Annotated in this window: 13 protein-coding genes and 1 pseudogene; 12 read left to right on the forward strand and 2 right to left on the reverse strand. The window is 38.5% G+C overall.

Annotated features, from left to right (window positions below):
• Positions 1 to 11 precede the first annotated feature (11 nt).
• Entirely contained in the window at positions 12 to 1,424 is a 1,413-nt protein-coding gene (locus tag GD441_RS12640) for a sodium:solute symporter family protein (protein ID WP_153126795.1), read from the forward strand.
• 474 nt (positions 1,425 to 1,898) lie between these two features.
• Here GD441_RS12640 and GD441_RS12645 read toward each other — a convergent pair.
• Positions 1,899 to 2,540, reverse strand: a pseudogene (locus GD441_RS12645) (GDP-mannose 4,6-dehydratase); the annotation flags it as partial.
• 294 nt (positions 2,541 to 2,834) lie between these two features.
• On the opposite strand from GD441_RS12645, the gene GD441_RS12650 reads away from it, so the two are divergent.
• Positions 2,835 to 3,773 (forward strand): phytanoyl-CoA dioxygenase family protein, encoded by a 939-nt coding sequence (locus tag GD441_RS12650; protein WP_153126796.1) that lies wholly within the window; start codon positions 2,835 to 2,837, stop codon positions 3,771 to 3,773.
• 407 nt (positions 3,774 to 4,180) lie between these two features.
• Here GD441_RS12650 and GD441_RS12655 read toward each other — a convergent pair whose 3' ends face one another.
• Positions 4,181 to 4,474 (reverse strand): GNAT family N-acetyltransferase, encoded by a 294-nt coding sequence (locus GD441_RS12655; protein WP_225434233.1) that lies wholly within the window; start codon positions 4,472 to 4,474, stop codon positions 4,181 to 4,183.
• Between the two features lie 420 nt (positions 4,475 to 4,894).
• Here GD441_RS12655 and GD441_RS12660 point away from each other — a divergent pair, with 420 nt between their 5' ends.
• The 10 genes from GD441_RS12660 to GD441_RS12705 all read left to right on the forward strand — a co-directional run bounded on the left by GD441_RS12660 (position 4,895) and on the right by GD441_RS12705 (position 19,415).
• Entirely contained in the window at positions 4,895 to 6,586 is a 1,692-nt protein-coding gene (locus GD441_RS12660; protein ID WP_153126797.1) for a methyl-accepting chemotaxis protein, read from the forward strand.
• 147 nt (positions 6,587 to 6,733) lie between these two features.
• Positions 6,734 to 7,129: a VOC family protein gene (locus GD441_RS12665; RefSeq protein ID WP_153126798.1), complete on the forward strand. Its 396-nt coding sequence runs from the start codon at positions 6,734 to 6,736 to the stop codon at positions 7,127 to 7,129.
• 495 nt (positions 7,130 to 7,624) lie between these two features.
• Positions 7,625 to 8,863 carry a serine/threonine transporter SstT gene (gene sstT, locus GD441_RS12670; RefSeq protein ID WP_153126799.1) on the forward strand — a complete coding sequence of 413 codons (1,239 nt, stop codon included), beginning with the start codon at positions 7,625 to 7,627 and terminating at the stop codon, positions 8,861 to 8,863.
• Positions 8,864 to 9,748: 885 nt separating this feature from the next.
• Positions 9,749 to 10,549, forward strand: a complete 801-nt coding sequence (locus tag GD441_RS12675; protein ID WP_153126800.1) for an HAD family hydrolase — start codon at positions 9,749 to 9,751, stop codon at positions 10,547 to 10,549.
• Positions 10,550 to 11,138: 589 nt separating this feature from the next.
• A complete protein-coding gene (locus GD441_RS12680) occupies positions 11,139 to 12,257 on the forward strand; it encodes a sugar ABC transporter substrate-binding protein (protein ID WP_153126801.1) in 1,119 nt (372 codons plus the stop codon).
• Positions 12,258 to 12,341: 84 nt separating this feature from the next.
• A complete protein-coding gene (locus tag GD441_RS12685) occupies positions 12,342 to 13,862 on the forward strand; it encodes a sugar ABC transporter ATP-binding protein (RefSeq protein ID WP_153126802.1) in 1,521 nt (506 codons plus the stop codon).
• A gap of 13 nt (positions 13,863 to 13,875) precedes the next feature.
• A complete protein-coding gene (locus tag GD441_RS12690) occupies positions 13,876 to 15,048 on the forward strand; it encodes a sugar ABC transporter permease (protein ID WP_153126803.1) in 1,173 nt (390 codons plus the stop codon).
• A gap of 422 nt (positions 15,049 to 15,470) precedes the next feature.
• On the forward strand, positions 15,471 to 16,445 hold the full coding sequence (locus GD441_RS12695; RefSeq protein ID WP_153126804.1) for a sugar ABC transporter substrate-binding protein: 975 nt from the start codon (positions 15,471 to 15,473) through the stop codon (positions 16,443 to 16,445).
• On the forward strand, positions 16,442 to 17,905 hold the full coding sequence (locus GD441_RS12700) for a sensor histidine kinase (protein WP_153126805.1): 1,464 nt from the start codon (positions 16,442 to 16,444) through the stop codon (positions 17,903 to 17,905). Before GD441_RS12695 ends, GD441_RS12700 begins: the two co-directional genes overlap by 4 nt.
• Positions 17,880 to 19,415, forward strand: coding sequence for a response regulator (locus GD441_RS12705; protein WP_153126806.1), 1,536 nt, complete (start codon positions 17,880 to 17,882; stop codon positions 19,413 to 19,415). The genes GD441_RS12700 and GD441_RS12705 overlap by 26 nt, the downstream gene beginning before the upstream one ends.
• The last annotated feature ends 10 nt before the right edge of the window (positions 19,416 to 19,425 follow it).

The raw sequence follows: 19,425 nt of genomic DNA on the forward strand, positions 1-19,425 counted from the left end.
GGGGGATTTCCATGGCTACAATTTGGACCATTATTATTGTGTACATGGCAGTTATGATTGGCATCGGGTTTTATTCTAAAACAAAAATTAAAGATAGTACCGATTATCACTTGGCTGGCCGACGACTAGGTCCCATCATGCTAGCCGGAACATTAGCAGCTACGGAAATTGGCGGAGGAAGCTCAGTTGGAGTTGCTTCCAAAGCTTATGGTGATTGGGGACTATCTGCAGGCTGGTATGTGGTAGCAGCCGGAATTGGAATCTTCCTTGTCTCATTTGTTGCACCGTATATGCGAAAAGCCATGGCTACTACAGTTCCAGAAATCATCGGAAAAAGATACGGTAAAAGCAGCTATGTCATTACCAGCTTGCTTTCCATTCTTTCATTAACCCTATTAACTGCTGTACAAATCACGGCAACTGCTACGATTATCAATGTTCTAACTGGCTTTAGTATGGAAGGAGCCATCTTAATTGCAGGAATTGGTGTCGTTTTTTATACGTATTTAGGTGGAATGTGGAGTGTAACATTAACAGATTTTGTTCAATTCTTTTTAATTGTTTTTGGATTTGCGATTGCCGTTCCATTTGCCCTATCTGCAGCAGGCGGATTTGATACAGTGATTTCCAATCTTCCTGACGAGCATTTAGGCTTCACCAAAATTGGATGGAAAACAATTGTCGGTCTTATTATCCTCTATTTCATGACTTTCTCAACAGGCCAAGAAGCCGTTCAACGTTATTATTCTGCTAGAAATGAAAAAATAGCCATCTGGGGCTCTGTGTTATGCGCAGCATTAATGTGTATATATGCGTTTATTCCAGCTTTTATCGGTTTAATTGCAAAATCAGCATTCCCTAATATTGAAGCTAACAATGCCTTAGCAACCGTATCTGTTGAATTATTACCTCCTTTGATTGCGGGACTTTTATTATCTGGTGTTATCTCAGCCACCCTATCCAGCGCCTCTGGAGATATGCTAGGTGTAGCATCCGTTTATGTAAAAGATATTCACGGAAAATACATCAATAAATCTCTTAATGACCAAAGTGAATTAAAAATTAGCAAAATTACCGTCGTCATCACTGGCTTAATTGCCATCGGAATTTCATTATTCAGCCAACAAATTATCCCATTACTTGTTTTTGCTTTTACGATCCGCTCAACTGGACCATTTGCAGCTTACATCTTTGGATTGTTATGGGAAAAAGCAACACCAAATGCAGGACTTTGGTCAATCATCATCGGAACCATCGTCGGATTTTACTGGCAATTCGCTAAAGAACCATTTGGCATGATGGCAGTTGTAGCAGGCGGTACAGCAAGCCTTCTAACCTTCTTAATTGTAAACTGGATTGACCGAAGCCGAGGAATTCCTTCCTCACCATCTGCTTATAATTCAAATAAGGATTTATCTTCTTAACGATCTTATCCAATGAAAATGTGAGGAGCTTTTCTCACAGCTCCTCACCCAAGCGATAACCGATATATTAAGGCTAAAACAAAACTACTAACATTCACTATTTAGGGCTCCTTGTACCACGGGGCTCTTTATTATTACTAAATTGCTTGAATATTTAGATCATTGCTTTTATAAAAAACCACGAAGAATTTTCTCTGGAGCTATCCTAATTGATCGGTTAGTCAGTTGCAATCATATTGTTTACAAAATGGGACTTCATATGGCTCATTCTTAATACCATCGAAAAGAGGATGAATATTAGATTAATAAAAATATTTTGATTTTTTTCTTAGGTCATACAAAAACCATAGCACTCTAGAATTCAACTATAACATCTGCTATTCTTGTACTCAGCTCGTTAGACGCTGTGGCTATTTGTGTGATAGGTAGAAGATTAATACCATCCAAAGAATAACAGCTTTCAAGGAAAGAATTTTATACTTTAATATAAATTCCTTTTACCTTCACCTTATAATATTCCACATACCAATCCGCTAATTTCTGTAATCCTTCCTCGATCGACGTTTTCGGTTTAAAACCGACAGCCTCCTGCAACAAATCAGTCGATGCATAAGTAGCAGATACATCTCCTGGTTTTAAAGGCTCAAAGACCTTCTCAAATAATATTTCTCTACCTAGAGCATTACTCAAACATTTCTCCAAAGTTTCAATAAATATCATTAGCTTCTCTGGACTGTTGTTTCCAATGTTATAGACTTTATGTTTGACATCACCCTCAGGTGGAATACTTAAAAGTCATTCAATCCCTTCCACAATGTCATCGATATAAGTAAAGTCTCGATAAAGGTCATTTTCAAAATCACCATTATTGAATATCTTAATTGGTTCACTAGCAAAATACTTATCTGTAAATCCAAAGTAAGCCATGTCCGGTCGTCCCATAGGACTATATACTGTAAAGAACCGAAGGCCAGTAGCTGGAATATTATATAAGTGGCTATAAGTATGAGCCATCAATTCATTAGACTTCTTAGTAGACGCATAAAGTGATACTGGATTGTCCACAAAATCTATTTCTTCAAAAGGAACCTTTTTATTAGCCCCATAAACTGTGGTAAGCATCGGGACGGTTCTTTTGCTTATTATTCTCAAGATATAAATTAGACTCTCCAAAACAGTTAATTTACTACGATTTAAAAAGAAGCACGAGAACCGTCGCCATGCTTCTAGAGAGGTAAGTCTCCCAATCCAAAAAATAGATTGGGAGACTTTTTTATAACCTACTAGCATCATTTTTGGAAAATTTAAAATTTTTTTCTTGACCTGAAACGCATTTCATAAAATATTCTTTTTTACAAGGTTAATAACCTTAAAATATTAAAAAATCACTAAGGAAAGGAAGGTTTTGGTATGAATAAACAAGTACTCAACAAGGGAAATCATGATTCATTAAGAATTAATCAGTCATTGAATACACGGCCAAACAATGAGCCATTGAGGGTGCTGAGCGAAGAGGACTGGCAATTTTGGCAGGAAAATGGTTATGTGATTATCCAAAATGCTGTTTCAGAAGAACACATTGAGCGTCTGGTGAATCTAATTTGGGAATTTGAAGAGAAGAACCCGGCTGATCCCTCTACTTGGTATACCGCTCCCCGCAGTGAAATGAAAATGAAGGAACTTGCTGGAACAGGGATGGTTGAGTTATATAATCATCAATACTTGTGGGATAACCGTATGTATGAAAAAGTCTACAATGCTTTTGTTGATATATGGGGAACAGAAAAGCTTTGGACAACAATCGACCGCTGCAATCTTAACTTTCCAATTCGTCCTGAACATAGTTATAACAGCTTTATTCATTGGGATATTGATACTTCTTTAGATCCGATCCCAGTTAATGTGCAAGGGGTTCTGTCATTAGTAGATACTGATAAGGACATGGGCGGATTCCAATGTATACCGGAATTATACAGAGATTTTGAAGAGTGGGTAAAAACTCAGCCTGAGGATAGAGATCCTTATAAACCTGATATAACAGGGTATAAACCGACAAAAATAGTGACAAAAGCAGGGGATTTGTTAATCTTCAATAGTATGCAACCTCACGGGATTAGGGCCAATTATTCTGATAAACCTCGTATTGCTCAATATATTTCCATGTTCCCTGCCCAGGAAGATAATGAAGAATTGAGAAAATCACGGATCCAGTCCTGGAATGACAGAATTGCACCAAGCGGAGACGCATTCCCTGGTGATCCAAGAAATTGGGAAAGGGAAAAATACAAAAGAGCTGAACTGTCAGAGCTAGGTGAAAAATTATTAGGACTGAAATCTTGGGGGGAATAAATAATACGGGAGTCATACCTTCACAAAAAGGTTACTCTGTAGAAATATGAACTTTGGCGCTGTCCTGAATGGATATCGTCTATTTGGTTTGATTCTGAAAAAAATTTACAAAAAAACTGATTATATAACAGTGAGAAATTGTTAAATTTTACTTAAGTATTCCATACGTTATAGCCCTTGAAAAGTATGATTTACGCCTTAAATCGATGACAGAAAAAAGTCTAATTGATGTCATAAAACTTATTGAACAGCAAGGGGTTCAAAAATAGAGAAGACTAAAATGCCTCTACACCATTTTTATAAACAATTATTGGAATCCATTTAGGGTTTTTACGAGTTTTGGGTTGTCTATAATTCGGGGGTTAGTCCCTCGCTGCTTTACACAGCGGTGGACTGACCCCAAAAAATTACACAAACTGCTTTTTGGTTCGCAAAACAGTTATAAAACCATCCAATAGATCGTGACTAACAGAAAATCCTTTCCGTTTATAGAATTCCAAGGCGTTAGTATTGCCATTTGATACAAAGATAAAATAATCCTCGACATCCTCAAATTGCTTCAACCACTTCATGGACATATTGAAAAGTTTAGATCCAATCCCATATTGTCTGTACTCTTTTTTAATATAAAATTGGGATAAACAACCTACATGATTTCCACTACCAGAAGAAAGGTCAAAAAAAGTAGCAAATTCATTTATATATGTAGAATTTTTTTACTAGTTAGGGAGAAGGAATGATGAAAAAGAACGATAATGTTAAGGAAAGCGACCTACCCACTGAATTAGCTAAGCCAGCATGACTGCAATTGACTATTAAAGAGCTGTGAGGATCAGCTCTTTTTTTATGTAACAAAGGAGCCGGGATTGCCAATTTTTGACGAATGCCTGGTATCTAGGTAATTATTTAAAGAACTTTCTGAAAAATATTAAAAAACTCCAGATAATAGTAAAAAAATACTAGTTGTAATCGCTTTCATACAGGAGTTGGAACGGTAAAATGATATACATAAAAATATCTTATGAGGTTGAATGCCTAGTTGTTATCTTCAGATTTCAATAGGGTATCTATTTCTTTTGGCAATCTAATTGCTTCTAAAAATAATAGGAAAGGAATAGAAAATGGTGAGTATTAAAAGTAAATTGCTACTTGGGTTTGGTTCTGTTTTGTTCATTTGTATCATTGCATTTGGCAGTATCTATTATTCTTTAAAAGTAGTAGGAGATTCGTATAAAAATTTAGTCGCACACGATGTTCGCAAGTTGAATCTTGCCAATGAAATTCAGTTTCTAGATTTAGCTTCAACAGATTCAATGAAAGGATTAATCATCGATCCTACCAATTCAAAAGAAAAACAAAGACATGAGGATACTGTAGTAAAAATAAAAGAAAGGATTGAGGAAGTAAAACCTCTCTTAAATGATGAGCGTACAATTCAAATTTTTAATGAGTTAGACAGCTATAGTCAACAGCTATCGGATTTAGAATCGATCATGATTGAATTAGCCAAAACAGATCAAGAAAAAACGATGAAAATATTTAATAATCATTATGCTGAGATTCGAAAAATTTTTTCTAATAACCTTGAAGAATTCAAACAAATTCAACTTAAAATTATTTCGTCAAAGACTCATCAAGATAGCAAGCTAATTGAAACCAGGCTACTATTTGGGTTGATTGCCATCTTCATTACGTTGATTATTGGTATGATCATTACTATAACAATTGCAAGAAAAACAACCAAACCGATTAACGAGGTTGTTAGAAAATTAGAAGAACTTTCAAGTAATGAAGGGGATTTAACAGCACGTCTTACTGTTGCTAGTAAAGATGAAGTTGGTCAATTAGCAGCTGCTTTTAATAAAATGATTGAATCCATTCAGCATCTTGTTGAAAATGTTAAATCAATGACAATGGAAGTAGTTTCTTCTTCAGAAAAATTGTCAGCAAGTGCGGAACAAAGTGCCAATGCAACAAACCAAATAACACTGTCTATACAAGAAATCGCTTCTGGTACAGAGCAACAAGTTAGACAAGCGGAAAACAGTACGATTGCGACACAAGCCATGACAAATAGCATTCAATTTATAGCTGAATCCTCAACAGCTGTTTATGACTCGTCTATTGCGGCTTCCAAAGTGGCTGAGGAAGGAAATAAAGCGGTATTAAAGTCCATTGAACAAATTAACTCGATTCAGAAAACTGTTCATTTGGCTGGTACAAAGGTTAAAGAGCTTCATTTACTTTCCAAAAACATAGGTCAATTTCTTGGTGTTATTACGAACATAGCAGAACAAACAAACCTACTCGCTCTGAATGCGGCAATCGAAGCTGCTCGTGCAGGAGCAGTTGGTAAAGGTTTTGCAGTGGTTGCAGATGAGGTAAGAAATTTAGCTGAGGAATCAAAACAATCTGCTACTGAAATTACTCACTTAATCAAACGAATTCAAGCTAATATTTCAGAAGCAGTGGATTATATGGATCAAGGTGAGAATGAGGTTCGATCAGGTATCATTTTAGTTAATGAGGCTGGGAACGCCTTTGAAAGAATTTATGGCTCTGTTCAACAGGTTACCCGTCAAATACAAGAGGTTTCGAGTGCATCAATAGAATTAGCGAATGGAACAGAAGAAATTGCTGCATCCATTTATCATTTAGCAACCATATCAAAAGAGTCTTCAACCGCTTCTCAAAACGTTGCAGCTTCATCAGAGGAACAGTTATCTTCCATTGAAGAGATCGCCTCATCAGCTGAATATCTCTCTCATAGAGCCGAACAATTACAAAAGCTAGTTAGTAGGCTGAAATCATGATGCACACATCGTTTCTTTTGAATGTACTTAATCGAAATAAAAAAGGTAGATACTATCAAGTGGAAGATTTTCCATTTGGCTGCAGGAAGAGAATACATTAAATAATATATGGAAATAGTTGTACATATCAATCAATAGGAGGAAATCATGGGAAGATTAGTTCATTTCGAAATTCATGTGAATGATATGGAACGGGCAAAGAAGTTTTATGGAGAGGTATTCGGTTGGTCATTTCAAGATTGGAGTGAGTATGCAGGTATGCCTTATTTTGGAGCGGTAACCGGGGATGAAAATGAACCAGGAATCAATGGTGCTTTGATGCAGCGTCAAAGTGCTCCGCCGGAAACAAACCAAGCTTTAAATGGATATGCTTGTACAATGGGAGTGGAAAATTACGATTTAACGGAAGCTAAAATTATTGAGAATGGCGGCAAGGTCGCAATACCCAAATATGCCCTGCCTGGAATGGCGTGGCAAGGATACTATATTGATACCGAAGGCAATATATTCGGAATTCATCAACCCGATGTGAATGCAAAATAGAATCGATTATAGGTGAATAAAATAATGAAATCGAAGAAAGGCGGTTAGTCTACCTTTCTTTATTTTTTGCGTTCTTCCATATGTTGCTACATACGATTGTGTGACCAAATTACATTTGGTTTAGAAAAATGCCTCATCCTCATTTCTATTAGGGTGAGTTTTTTGTTGGAAAATGTTTAGAAGTGAACCTGTATCCATCCTAAAAAAGCCTCGCTTCTAACAGAATTAGCATTTTGTCAAGAACATTCGTTCGCGAAACTTCGGGGAGTGACAGGTGCTTTTTAAATATTTTGATTATTAAAATATTTCTTAATAAATTAAAAAAGTATTGTAATATATTGAAAAACCAGTATACTCTTTATATGAAATACATTTGTCTTTATAGGGTGGAATGTGTGAGGGGAGTTATCCATAAATGGAATTAAACAGATTATGAGAAATGTATAGCTCGGTACAATATTACAATTTTATTTTAAACTAGTGGGGGGAACATCTATGAAGCGAATACTGAAAAAGTGGAGTCAATTGAGTCTGGTAAAACAAATAATTGTCGGTTTGATTATTGGTATGATCCTGGCTGTAACGATTCCCGAAGCAGCAAAACCTGTTGTAATTTTTGGCTCTTTATTTGTTGGTGCTTTGAAAGCCATTGCACCTGTATTGGTACTTTTCTTAGTTATGTCGGCCATTGCTCAACACAAGAGTGGTCATCAAACGAATATGAAAACCATTATCGTTCTATACCTTTTAGGAACTTTTTTAGCTGGATTAATCGCCGTTATTGTAAGCTTTATTTTTCCTGTAAGCTTAACACTTGCGAAGGGTGCTGAAGGTTTTACAGCTCCTAGCGGTGTTGTAGAGGTTCTCAAAACATTACTTCTGAACGTTGTAGATAACCCAGTGAAGGCCATTTATAATGCGAACTACATCGGTATTTTAGCTTGGGCGATACTCCTTGGTTTGGCTTTAAGAAATGCTCCTGACACGACTAAAACCTTGATTTCTAATTTTTCAGATGCTGTATCTAAAATGGTTACATGGGTTATTAAGTTTGCACCAATAGGAATCATGGGTCTAGTATTTGAGTCTATTACTGCAAATGGAATTGAGTCGTTACTAAGCTATGGGAAATTACTTGCCGTCTTGATTGGCTGTATGGTTTTTGTAGCGTTGGTTGTCAATCCAATCATTGTGTACGTAGTAATACGCCAAAACCCTTACCCGCTTGTTTTTAAGTGCTTAAAGGAAAGCGGTATTACAGCATTCTTTACACGCAGTTCAGCTTCAAATATTCCTGTAAATATGAGATTATGTGAAAATCTAGGTTTGAATAAGGATAGTTATTCAGTATCCATTCCGTTAGGTGCAACCATTAATATGGCTGGTGCCGCTGTTACTATTTCTGTTTTAACACTTGCAGCGGTTCATACACTTGATATTCAAGTGGATATCCCTACAGCAATCATCCTCAGCGTACTGTCAGCTGTATGTGCTTGTGGTGCTTCAGGGGTTGCTGGTGGATCCTTATTACTGATCCCTCTAGCTTGTAGCTTATTTGGTATCCCAGCTGATGTTGCTATGCAGGTAGTTGGAGTAGGCTTTATCATTGGTGTCTTACAAGACTCTTTTGAAACGGCACTTAACTCATCCACAGATGTACTTTTCACAGCAGCAGCTGAGTTTAGAGAGTGGAATAAAGAAGGAAAAAAAATAGAGATCCACAAAGTAGCATAAAGAAGAAATCCTCTTATCTGTAATCAAACTGCACCCCAATTGTTAGAATCGACTAACAATAGGAGGTGCAGTTTTTTATGGAAAACTGTACTTTTAGCAAAACAAAAATGAGCTGCTATTGTTGAATATCTTCAAATTGAACAGATCATTACACCAATGCTAATGCGAGGGCAATTCGGACAGGCTCATCCGAAAATGGCCTATGGGAGTCCGAATAAGAGGGCAATTCGGAAAGGCTCATCCGAAAATAGCCTATGGGAGTCCGAATGAGAGGGCAATTCGGACAGGGTCAGCCGAAAATAGCCTATGGGAGTCCGAATAAGAGGGCAATTCGGAAAGTCCCAGCCGAAAAAAGCCTGCAGGAGTCCGAATGAGAGGGCAATTCGGACAGGCTCATCCGAAAATAGCCTATGGGAGTCCGAATAAGAGGTTTATTCGGACAGGGTCATCCGAAAAAAGCCTATGGGAGTCCGAATAAGAGGTTTATTCGGACAGGGTCATCCGAAAAAAGCCTATGGGAGTCCGAATAAGAGGTTTATTCGGACAGTCCCAGCCGAAAAAAGCCTGTGGGAGTCCGAATAAGAGGGCAATTCGAACAGGCTCATCCGAAAATGGCCTGTAGGAGTCCGAATGAGAGGGCAATTCGGACAGGCTCAGCCGAAAATAGCCTGCAGGAGTCTGAATAAGAGGTTTATTCGGACAGGCTCAGCCAAAAATAGCCTATGGGAGTCCGAATAAGAGGTTTATTCAGACAGGCCCATCCGAAAAAAGCTTGTGGGAGTCCGAATGAGAGGTTCGGGGAGTGACAGGCATTCTATAAAATATTAATATAGGTTTGTGAGCAGTTATAAAATATAATTAGAATGCAGTTAGGTGTGAGAGAGTATGAAATGTGTGTCGCTTGATTTGGATGGAACGTTGTTGAATTCGTCGCATGAAATTTCAGCTGAAAATAAAAAAACGATCAGAATGCTTCAAGATAAAGGGATCGAGGTTATTTTGAATACTGGACGAGCCTATAAGGACGTGGTGAAAGTTCCTGGAATACGAGAGCTGAACTGCCCGATTTTTTGCGTGAATGGTGCGGTGTTGTACTCGAAAACCGGAAAGCTATTATATGAAGCTACAATCGATACCTCATCCTATAAAGAAATATTATCAACATTAAGAGAATTAGAGGTTGGAGTTCTTGTATATACGAATCACGGGGGCTTTCCTTCAACGTTACCGCCGCTTCACAGCAAAAGTAAAGAGGAATTAGACACGCTGTTTAGAGAATTTAACTATGATGATATATTGAATCAAGAGGATCTCAAGATTTATAAATTAATAGCTTTAGTTCATTATGAGGAGCTAGAAAAAATAGAAATAGTTAAGCAGGCACTAAGTTCTCGTAATGAAATTTCTTTCGCTTCATCTTTTCCTAATAACGTCGAAATTACATCGATTGAAGCTCAAAAAGGAAAGGCACTTCGTCGTTATGAAGTAATGCACAATCTATTATTTGAAGAGATTTATGCATTTGGCGATGGAGGAAACGATCTTTCTCAATTTGAAATGGCAACCGAATCTATCGCGATGGAAAATGCACCTCAAGAAATTAAAGAAAAAGCAACGATTGTCACGAAAAGTAACGATGAAGATGGTGTTTCTTATGCTATCCGACACATTCTAAAATTAGTATAACGAATAAGGAATCTGAACTGTTATGTCAGATTCCTAATTCTTTTTGTATCTTTAGATAGTATAAATAGTCAGATAAAAAGTATATTCAGTGTAGAGGACAATTTCAGGGATTAAGTATAAGTGTAAAGCGTTTTGGAGTGGGTATTGCCAGTTTTTAGGTATTTTTTTGGTTTCTTTATAGAGATTAATTTGTAAAAAAATGTATATTTTAATGCCGAAATTACTCATAGCAGTTTACACTCACCAGCACGCCCATGTGTTGTCACATACACTCTGGACACGTGGAGCACAGAAACAACATGTAGATTTACATATGTTTTTGGACTAGATTTTGGAAAGTATAAATTCCACTTTTTTTAAGCCAAAAACATAATTGGTTTCTCAAGTTAATCATTTCTACAATGACTTAAATACGCAAAAATGCTACTCCTTAACCCTGGATAGCATTTTTTTATTTCAATAACCTCCCAAAATGCTAAAAAAGTACAGACGATGTTAAAAGAATACTAGTTGTTAGCGCTTTCAACCCTTAACCACTAACTTATAATTGAGCTGTAATCAATCAAAAAAAGTTCAAGGGGGTTCTTTAATGAAGAAGGTTTTGAAAGCGTTATCGTTAATGCTAGTTATGATGCTGTTTGCTGCTTTGCTGTCAGCATGTAACAAAAGCACCGGGGGATCGGGAAAGGGATCGATTGATGTAGGGATCGTATTGCCTACAAAAGATGAGCCAAGATGGGTACAGGATGAACAAAGATTTAAGGATGCTTTAAAAGACTCAGACTATACGACTGAAATTTTATTTAGCCAAGGTTCTTCTGCGAAGGAAAAAGAAAACGTTGAAACATTGATTAATAAAGGAATTAAAGTTCTAATCATCTGTCCACAGGACGGAGATGCTGCTGCAGCTGCAGTTGAAGCTGCTAAAAAAGAAGATATCACAGTGATTTCCTACGATCGTCTGATTACAAACACAGATGCCGTTGATTATTACGTAACATTTGATAGCGTAGCGGTTGGTGCAGCACAAGGTCAATATTTGATTGATCATGCAAAAGGTAAAAATGTTCCATTGTATCTGTATGCTGGTGCAGCTTCTGACAACAACGCATTCTTGTTCTTCCAAGGTGCATGGAGCGTACTTCAACCGAAAATTGCTGATGGTACATTTAAGATTGCAAACTCAAGCGAAGCTGAAGCTTTGAAGGATACAGCTGAACTTTCTCGTGATCAATTAAGTAAAATTCTAGGCCAAGTGACAACAAACTGGGATCCAAACGAAGCGAAAAATAAAGCTCAAACACATTTAACAGCTGCTGGAGCAGACTTAAAAGGAGATGTAGCTGTACTTGCACCGAATGACGGTACTGCTCGTTCAATCGCAGATGTATTCGCATCTGACGGTGACATTTCTAGCTATGTCATTACAGGTCAAGACGCTGAGAAGGCTTCTATTCAATATATCATTGACGGAAAACAATCCATGACTGTATTCAAGGACGTTCGTACGCTTGTTAAAGATGCAATGGGTATGGCTGTTGAAATCTTAGATGGAAAAACACCTGAAACAACTGGTTCTTACAACAACGGCAAGGTAGATATCAAAGCGAAACAAACAGATGTTATTGTCGTTAACAAAGACAACGTGAAGAAAGAACTAATTGATTCTGGTTACTACGAAGCTAGCGAATTTAAAGGTATTGAATAAAACGTATGCAACCTGCGAAATAGTGATAGAGAGATCTATCACTATTTCGCAATTATGTTAGTTGTTTGGGTAAGGGGGACCACCATGAGTGAATATATTCTGGAAATGAATAATATTTCCAAGTCGTTTACAGGTGTCAAAGCACTCAGTAATGTCAATTTTAAAGTGAAGAAAGGCGAGATCCACTGCTTAATAGGTGAAAACGGGGCAGGGAAGTCAACATTGATGAAAGTGCTCAGTGGCGTTTACCCTTATGGAACATATGAAGGGGATATTGTGTTCGAGGGCAAAGTGCAGCAATTTAACAAAATCAGTGACAGCGTAAAGGCCGGCATCGCCATCATCTACCAGGAATTAGCACTGTTTCCGGACCTTACAGTCTATGAAAATATTTTTGCAGGGAACGAAGTGAAGCGTGGTAGAATCATCGACTGGAACCAAACCATTGTAGAGGCAAAAAAAATGCTGGAAAAGGTAAAGCTGGATGTGAATCCAGAGACTCTGATTAAAGATTTGGGGGTAGGAAAACGTCAGCTTGTTGAAATTGCGAAGGCCTTAAGCAAAGACGTAAAGCTTCTTATTCTGGATGAGCCAACAGCAGCCTTGAACGAAGATGATAGTGAAAATCTTCTTAAGTTATTGTGCGAGTTGAAAAATCAGGGCATTACCTGCATCATGATTTCACACAAGCTCAAAGAAGTCATTTCCATTGCGGATAAAGCGACGGTGCTTCGTGACGGGCAAACGGTCTGTACACTAGATGCCGCAAAGGGAGAAATCTCCGAACATATTATCATTAAAAACATGGTCGGTCGTGAGATTGATGATATTTATCCGAAGCGAGAAAAGAAAACAGGCGGCGAGAAAATTCTAGAATTAAGAAATTGGTCAGCCTATGATCCTCAATTAGGTAGACAAGTCGTCAAAGATGTTAATCTTCATGTGAAAAAGGGTGAAATCGTCGGTATAGCAGGCTTGATGGGTTCAGGACGGACAGAGCTTGCCCTTAGTATTTTCGGTAATGCGAAGTCCTACAAGCTGCAGGGAGATTTAGTGCTGGATGGTGAATCAGTAGCCTTCAAGCATCCGAGTGATGCCATTAAAGCAGGAATCGCCTATGTCACGGAAGATCGAAAAGGCGACGGTTTGTTTTTAATCCAAGATATTAAGAACAATATTTCGGCGGCGAATCTAAACGGCATCTCCTCTCATGGAATTCTGAACGACAATGAAGAAATCAAAATTGCCGATCATTATAAAAATTCTCTGTACATTAAAGCCTCTTCCTTGGAGCAAGTCGTAGGCAACTTAAGTGGCGGCAACCAACAGAAAGTATCTTTGGGTAAATGGTTGTTCGTCGGGCCCAAGCTGCTTATTTTGGATGAACCGACTCGCGGGATCGACGTGGGAGCTAAATTTGAAATTTATACAGTAATGAATGAGCTAATTAACGAAGGCATGAGCATCATTATGATTTCGTCAGAGCTTGGTGAAGTGCTTGGGATGAGTGATCGTGTGTATGTCATGGCCCAAGGTGAAATAAAAGGTGAGTTGTCGATCGAAGAAGCCAACCAAGAAAATATCATGCAGCTTGCTACGCAATAGGAGGTTAAAAACAATGAACTTTTTCAGTGAAGCTAGAGTCTTAATCAGAGAAAATATTCGTGACTATGGTATGTTTATTGCCTTATTCGTTATTATTCTTACATTCTCTTTCTTGACAGACGGACTTTTTATGTCTTCTCGTAATATTAGTAACTTATTAGATTCAGCAGGGTATATTGCTGTATTAGCTGTTGGGATGACACTGGTTATCGTGATCCGTCACATCGATTTATCAGTCGGATTTGTCGCTGGTTTTCTTGGTGCCATTGTGGCCATCCTTCTTACCCAAATGGGAATGTCAATGTTTGTAGCTATTCCTATCATTTTGGTTCTTGGCGTGATTATTGGCCTGTTCAATGGTTGGCTAGTTGCTCAGATTGGAATTCCTTCCTTCGTTGCCACACTAGCAGGAATGCTGATTTTCAGAGGAGCCATTCTTCAGGTGACAGAAAAAACGGGTACCATCATTATACAGGATGATAAATTTAATGCAATCGGTAACGGATACATTCCTTCTCTTCTTGAAGTAAGCGGACTCCATCTACTTTCACTTCTTGTCGGTTTAGTCGGTATTTTATTGTATATTTACAACGAATTCAATACACGCAGAAACAAAATCAAGTACGGATTTGAAGTGGTTTCTAAAGGGATTTTCACACTTAAATTGGTGTTCGTGTCAGCCATTATTGCGTATATTACTTGGATTCTTGCAGGCTATAACGGATTTTCGTGGACGGTCATCATTGTGATGCTGGTGGTTATAATCTATCACTTCCTTACAACAAAAACGGTGCTGGGCAGACATATTTATGCTGTGGGTAGTAATCCAGAAGCCGCACATCTTAGCGGTATGAACGTAAAGAAGATTACGTACATTGTTTTCGGTTCTATGGGGATGCTAGCAGCGCTATCCGGCATTTTATTTACCTCTCGTTTACAATCGGCAACAACAACTGCAGGTACACTGTTTGAGCTCGATGCCATTGCAGCGGCGTATGTTGGTGGAGTTTCCTCTGCAGGAGGAGTCGGGAAAGTAACGGGTGCGATTATCGGTGCAATCGTAATGGCATCCCTCACAAGCGGGATGAACCTGTTGGGAGTCGGAATCTCCTACCAATACATGATCCGTGGTGGCGTATTAGCTGGAGCGGTAATCTTTGACGTTATGACTAGAAAGAAAAGATAGACTTTCTATGAGGGACTCATTTGGTCCCTCATTTTTTATTTTATTTGAAGGCTCTTTTCTAAAAGATTGTTGTTTTTACATAGGTTCTGGGAATGAAAACCTTTGATAAAAAAGTTGGTTGATTGGAGCGTAAGGTGCGAGACTCCTGCGGGAGCAGCGGGACAGGTGAGACCCCACAGGCGCTGCGCGCCGAGGAGGCTCACCGCCCGCCCCGCGGAAAGCGAGCATCCTGGAGCGGAAATCAACCTTTCCTCACTACTTGTTAAAAAGCAACAAAGTTTGCGAAAACAGCCTGTTTGAAAAAATTTCCTTTTCCTCCTTCAGCTCCCTAGTAATAAGTCCGAGTTAAACAATAGGGTTATTTTTTTGTAGAAGATCCGTCAGAAAATGGTTTATTATTAGGGGAGAAAGGAGTCATTCTTTTGCGAAAAAGTGTAATTGTCATACTATTTTGTGTATTTTTCACACTTTGTTATTTTACAATTGAGTCGGCAAAAAAAGTTTTTCGTTCTGAATGGGAATTGCCCGGGATCAATCAGGAGCAGCCAAAGCATCGCCTTGTGTTGATCACCCAGGATATGAATACACCATTTTGGGATAGAGTTGCAAGTGGCGCATTAAACCAAGCCAAGGAGAATGGGGCTAGCTTAGAGGTATGGGGAAGCTATGGGAATAACCAAGAAGATTTTTTAAAGAAAATGGAAATAGCGATTCATTCAAAAGTGGATGGCATTATCATACAAGGACTTGATACAGAAGAGTTCAAACAGTTGACGAAAGTGAAAGCTTCCTTTTATGGAATTCCGATTATCACTGTGGCAAATGACGTCCCCATGTCGGAAAGCCTGAGAAAAACGTACATAGGTTCGGATCAATATAAGGCGGGAGAAATGATAGCAAGGCAATTGGTGTCAGACATGGGGTCAACAGGAGAAGTCGTTGTTATGTACGATCGCAAGCAGGAGTATTATCAAACACAGCGACTGAGCGGCATACAAGACGTGTTAAAGAATTATCCGAACATTAAGGTGATGTATGCGGAAACGTCTGATGCGAGGGAGCAAATCATTGCTTCGACGAGAGATGCACTCAACCGGATGCCTGAAGTAGACGCCTTTATAGCCGTTAATGCCAAAGTTACTGGGACGATGATTCAAGAGATTGGTAAGCGCTATCAAGTTGAACCCTTTTACATCTATTCCTTTGACGATGGGCCTGAGTCATTGCCCCTGCTTAATCAAAGGAAGCTAGATGGAATCATCGAGCAATCTCCTGAAAAAATGGGGGAGAAAAGTGTTCAGTTGTTAATGGAATGGTTAAATGGTGAGACCGTTCCGCTAAATTCTAAAGGCTATTATACCGATATTTTTATTTTGAAAGAGAAGGGCATAAAATGATAAGTATTCAAAAAAAGATCTTGATGCTCACTTCAGTCATTCTCGTCATCATGTCTGGCATTTGGATAGCGCTTACATTTTATAATCACAAGACGCAGAATCAATATAATGAAATTCTTCAACGCTATTTAAGCATGAATGAAGCTACAAGGGCTAGCCAGCTTGTGATAACGGATCTTAATAACTATTTGCTTAATCCGACCCCAGATCGATTGGATCAACTTAATCACAGTAAAGAGAGCATGCAAAGTGCGAAAATGAAAGTATTCAAATTAAGGAACTCCGAGAATCATTTTATCGTAACGAACTATATAAATTTAATAGATAGCCTCATCGAAACTACAGATCGGATTCTTATGTTCCATTCGGTACATGATACTGAGGCTTCCACGAGAGAATTTGTAGAAGCCACGCGCATTTCCAATTATATCTCGGAGATGACTCTCAGCTTGCTCGACAAAGAGCTGAAGACTTATGACAGCTTCTATCGAGGAATTATTGAGCGTTCCGGAGAAGTCATAAAGCTTGGCATATGGCAGTTGCTATTGATTATGTTTCTTCTTTTACTAGCTACATATTGGTTTTCCTTAAGTATTACGAGACCTGTGCAAAAGCTGACTCAAGCCGCAAATGAATTATCAAAAGGTAGGTTTGATTTGCAGGTTAAAGTGGAGACGAATGATGAAATTTCTTTTCTTGCGAAGACCTTCGATCGTATGCGTATCAATATCAATAATTTGATTTTAGAGATCAAGAACAAGGCACAGCTTGAGCATGAGCTACAGCAGAGTAAGATCCTCTTGCAAGAAAGCCAGTTTCGCAGCTTACAAAGTCAAATCAATCCGCATTTTTTGTTTAACACGCTCAATACACTTTCTAAGAAGGCTTATCTAGAAGGATCTGAAGAGACGAGTGACTTGCTTGTAAGTGTTGCAGGATTACTGCGATACAACTTAAAGATGTTGGACCGATCCGTTACACTTCATGAGGAAGTCATGGTTTTACAGCAATATATGGATATTCAAATGGCTAGATTTAGAGACCGTTTGAAGCTACACATGGAAATCGATGAATCGTGCTTACATGTGCGGATTCCTGCGTTGACCCTGCAGCCGATTATCGAGAATGCTGTCATCCATGCAATCGAGCCAAAAGAGGATGGCGGCACGATTTGGTTCAGGGTTATGGATGGAGAAGAAAGGATTACGATTGAAATCGAAGATGACGGGATGGGGATGTCAGAAGATAAAATTCAACAAATCCTGAGGGAGAATTTTATCCCTACGGAAGGGCATTCAACTGGAATTGGCTCCAGTAACGTCGTCAAGCGTCTGCGTCTTTTCTTCGGACAGGATGATGTGATCGACATTGTTAGCCGCAAAGGATACGGAACAAAAGTGATTTTTAAAATACCTAAAAAAGGAGTTGGACAGTTTGATAAGGCTCCTAATAGTGGATGATGAACAGATTGAACGTGAAGGAATGCAAGTGATATTAGAAAAGAATTTTCCAGATCTCATCATTGAACAAGCAAAAAACGGAAATATGGCCGTACAACTAGCAGGAGAGTTTAAACCGGATCTCATATTAATGGATATTAAAATGCCCGGAATGAATGGTCTGGAGGCAGTTGAAAGAATCAGTACAGACTATCCGCATATCAAATTCATCATGGTTACCGCATATGATACGTTTGATTATATGCGACAGGCGATCAAATTTGGTGTAAAGGACTATATACTTAAACCGAGTAAAGCCAGTGACATTGTGATGACGATTGGAAAAGTTCTGGAGCAGATTGAGGAAGAAAAAGTGTCACTTGAGAGAAGCAAGCAAGAGAAAGAGGCATTGCAAAAAGCGTTGGCGCTCGTAGAAACCGATGTGGTCACACAACTATTGTTCGATCATGTACACGACGTACATGTGGACATGCTATTAGAGATATTGGATATTCAATCCACTAACGAGATGTTTGTGATGATTGTTTTACTGCCGGCAGGATCGGAGCATTTGTATTCTTCAGTAAAAGAAAAAGTCAGGAAGAAGAATAGCGGCTGGGTAGGTGCATTGTATGGGAATCAACTTCCAATTATCATGTTTAGGCAGCCGGATATATCTTACCGTTCTCAAGCAACAACTCTTGCTCGTGAGATTTTATCTATTGCAAAATCTGACCTTGTAGGAGACTTATTTGTTGGGATAGGGAACGTGTACCGTTCTTTAGATCAAATCAGACAATCCTATCAGGAGTCATTGATTGCCACAATGGATACAACGCTTCCTGTTAAATATCGCTTCTATTCAGATGTTCCTGTTATTGGTGATGTAAACAATGAACAATTGATTCAACATCATAAAAAAGAGTTTACCGATCTAGTCCGACTTGGAGAATGGCAGCAAATTCGTACAAGCGTTATGAATATTATTCAATGCTACGAAAGCGAAGGTTTGGATCTTCTGCAAACTCAGCAACGTATGCTAGAGGTGCTTTGGATTGTATCTCGAGTATTGAGAGAAATGGGAGTTGACACAGTAACACCTCTTTATCCCTATCAAACTCTTGATTATCGACAGCTGCGTTCGGAGACCAATCATTTACTTGATAGAATGAGGCAATCATACCATGACCACTATGATCGATTGGAAGCAGATACCATCCACCAAATCAAACAATATATTATTGAACACTCTAGTGAAGATATTTCACTCGATACGTTAGCCAAAAAGGTCGAACTTAGTCCAATCTATATTAGTAAGATGTTCAAAGAAAAACTAGGAATCAATTATATTGATTTATTAACTGAGTGCAGAATTGAAAAAGCTAAGAAACTACTTGGTGATCCAGAGAAAAGCATAAAAGAAATAACCTTCGAGGTTGGCTATCATGATCCAAATTACTTCAGCAAGGTGTTTAAAAAAATATGTAAACTATCGCCGAAGGAATATCGGAAAACACTCGTTGGTAAATAATTCATAAAGG

Source organism: Peribacillus tepidiphilus, assembly GCF_009466385.1.
Taxonomy (GTDB): Bacteria; Bacillota; Bacilli; order Bacillales; family DSM-1321; genus Bacillus_BN; species Bacillus_BN tepidiphilus.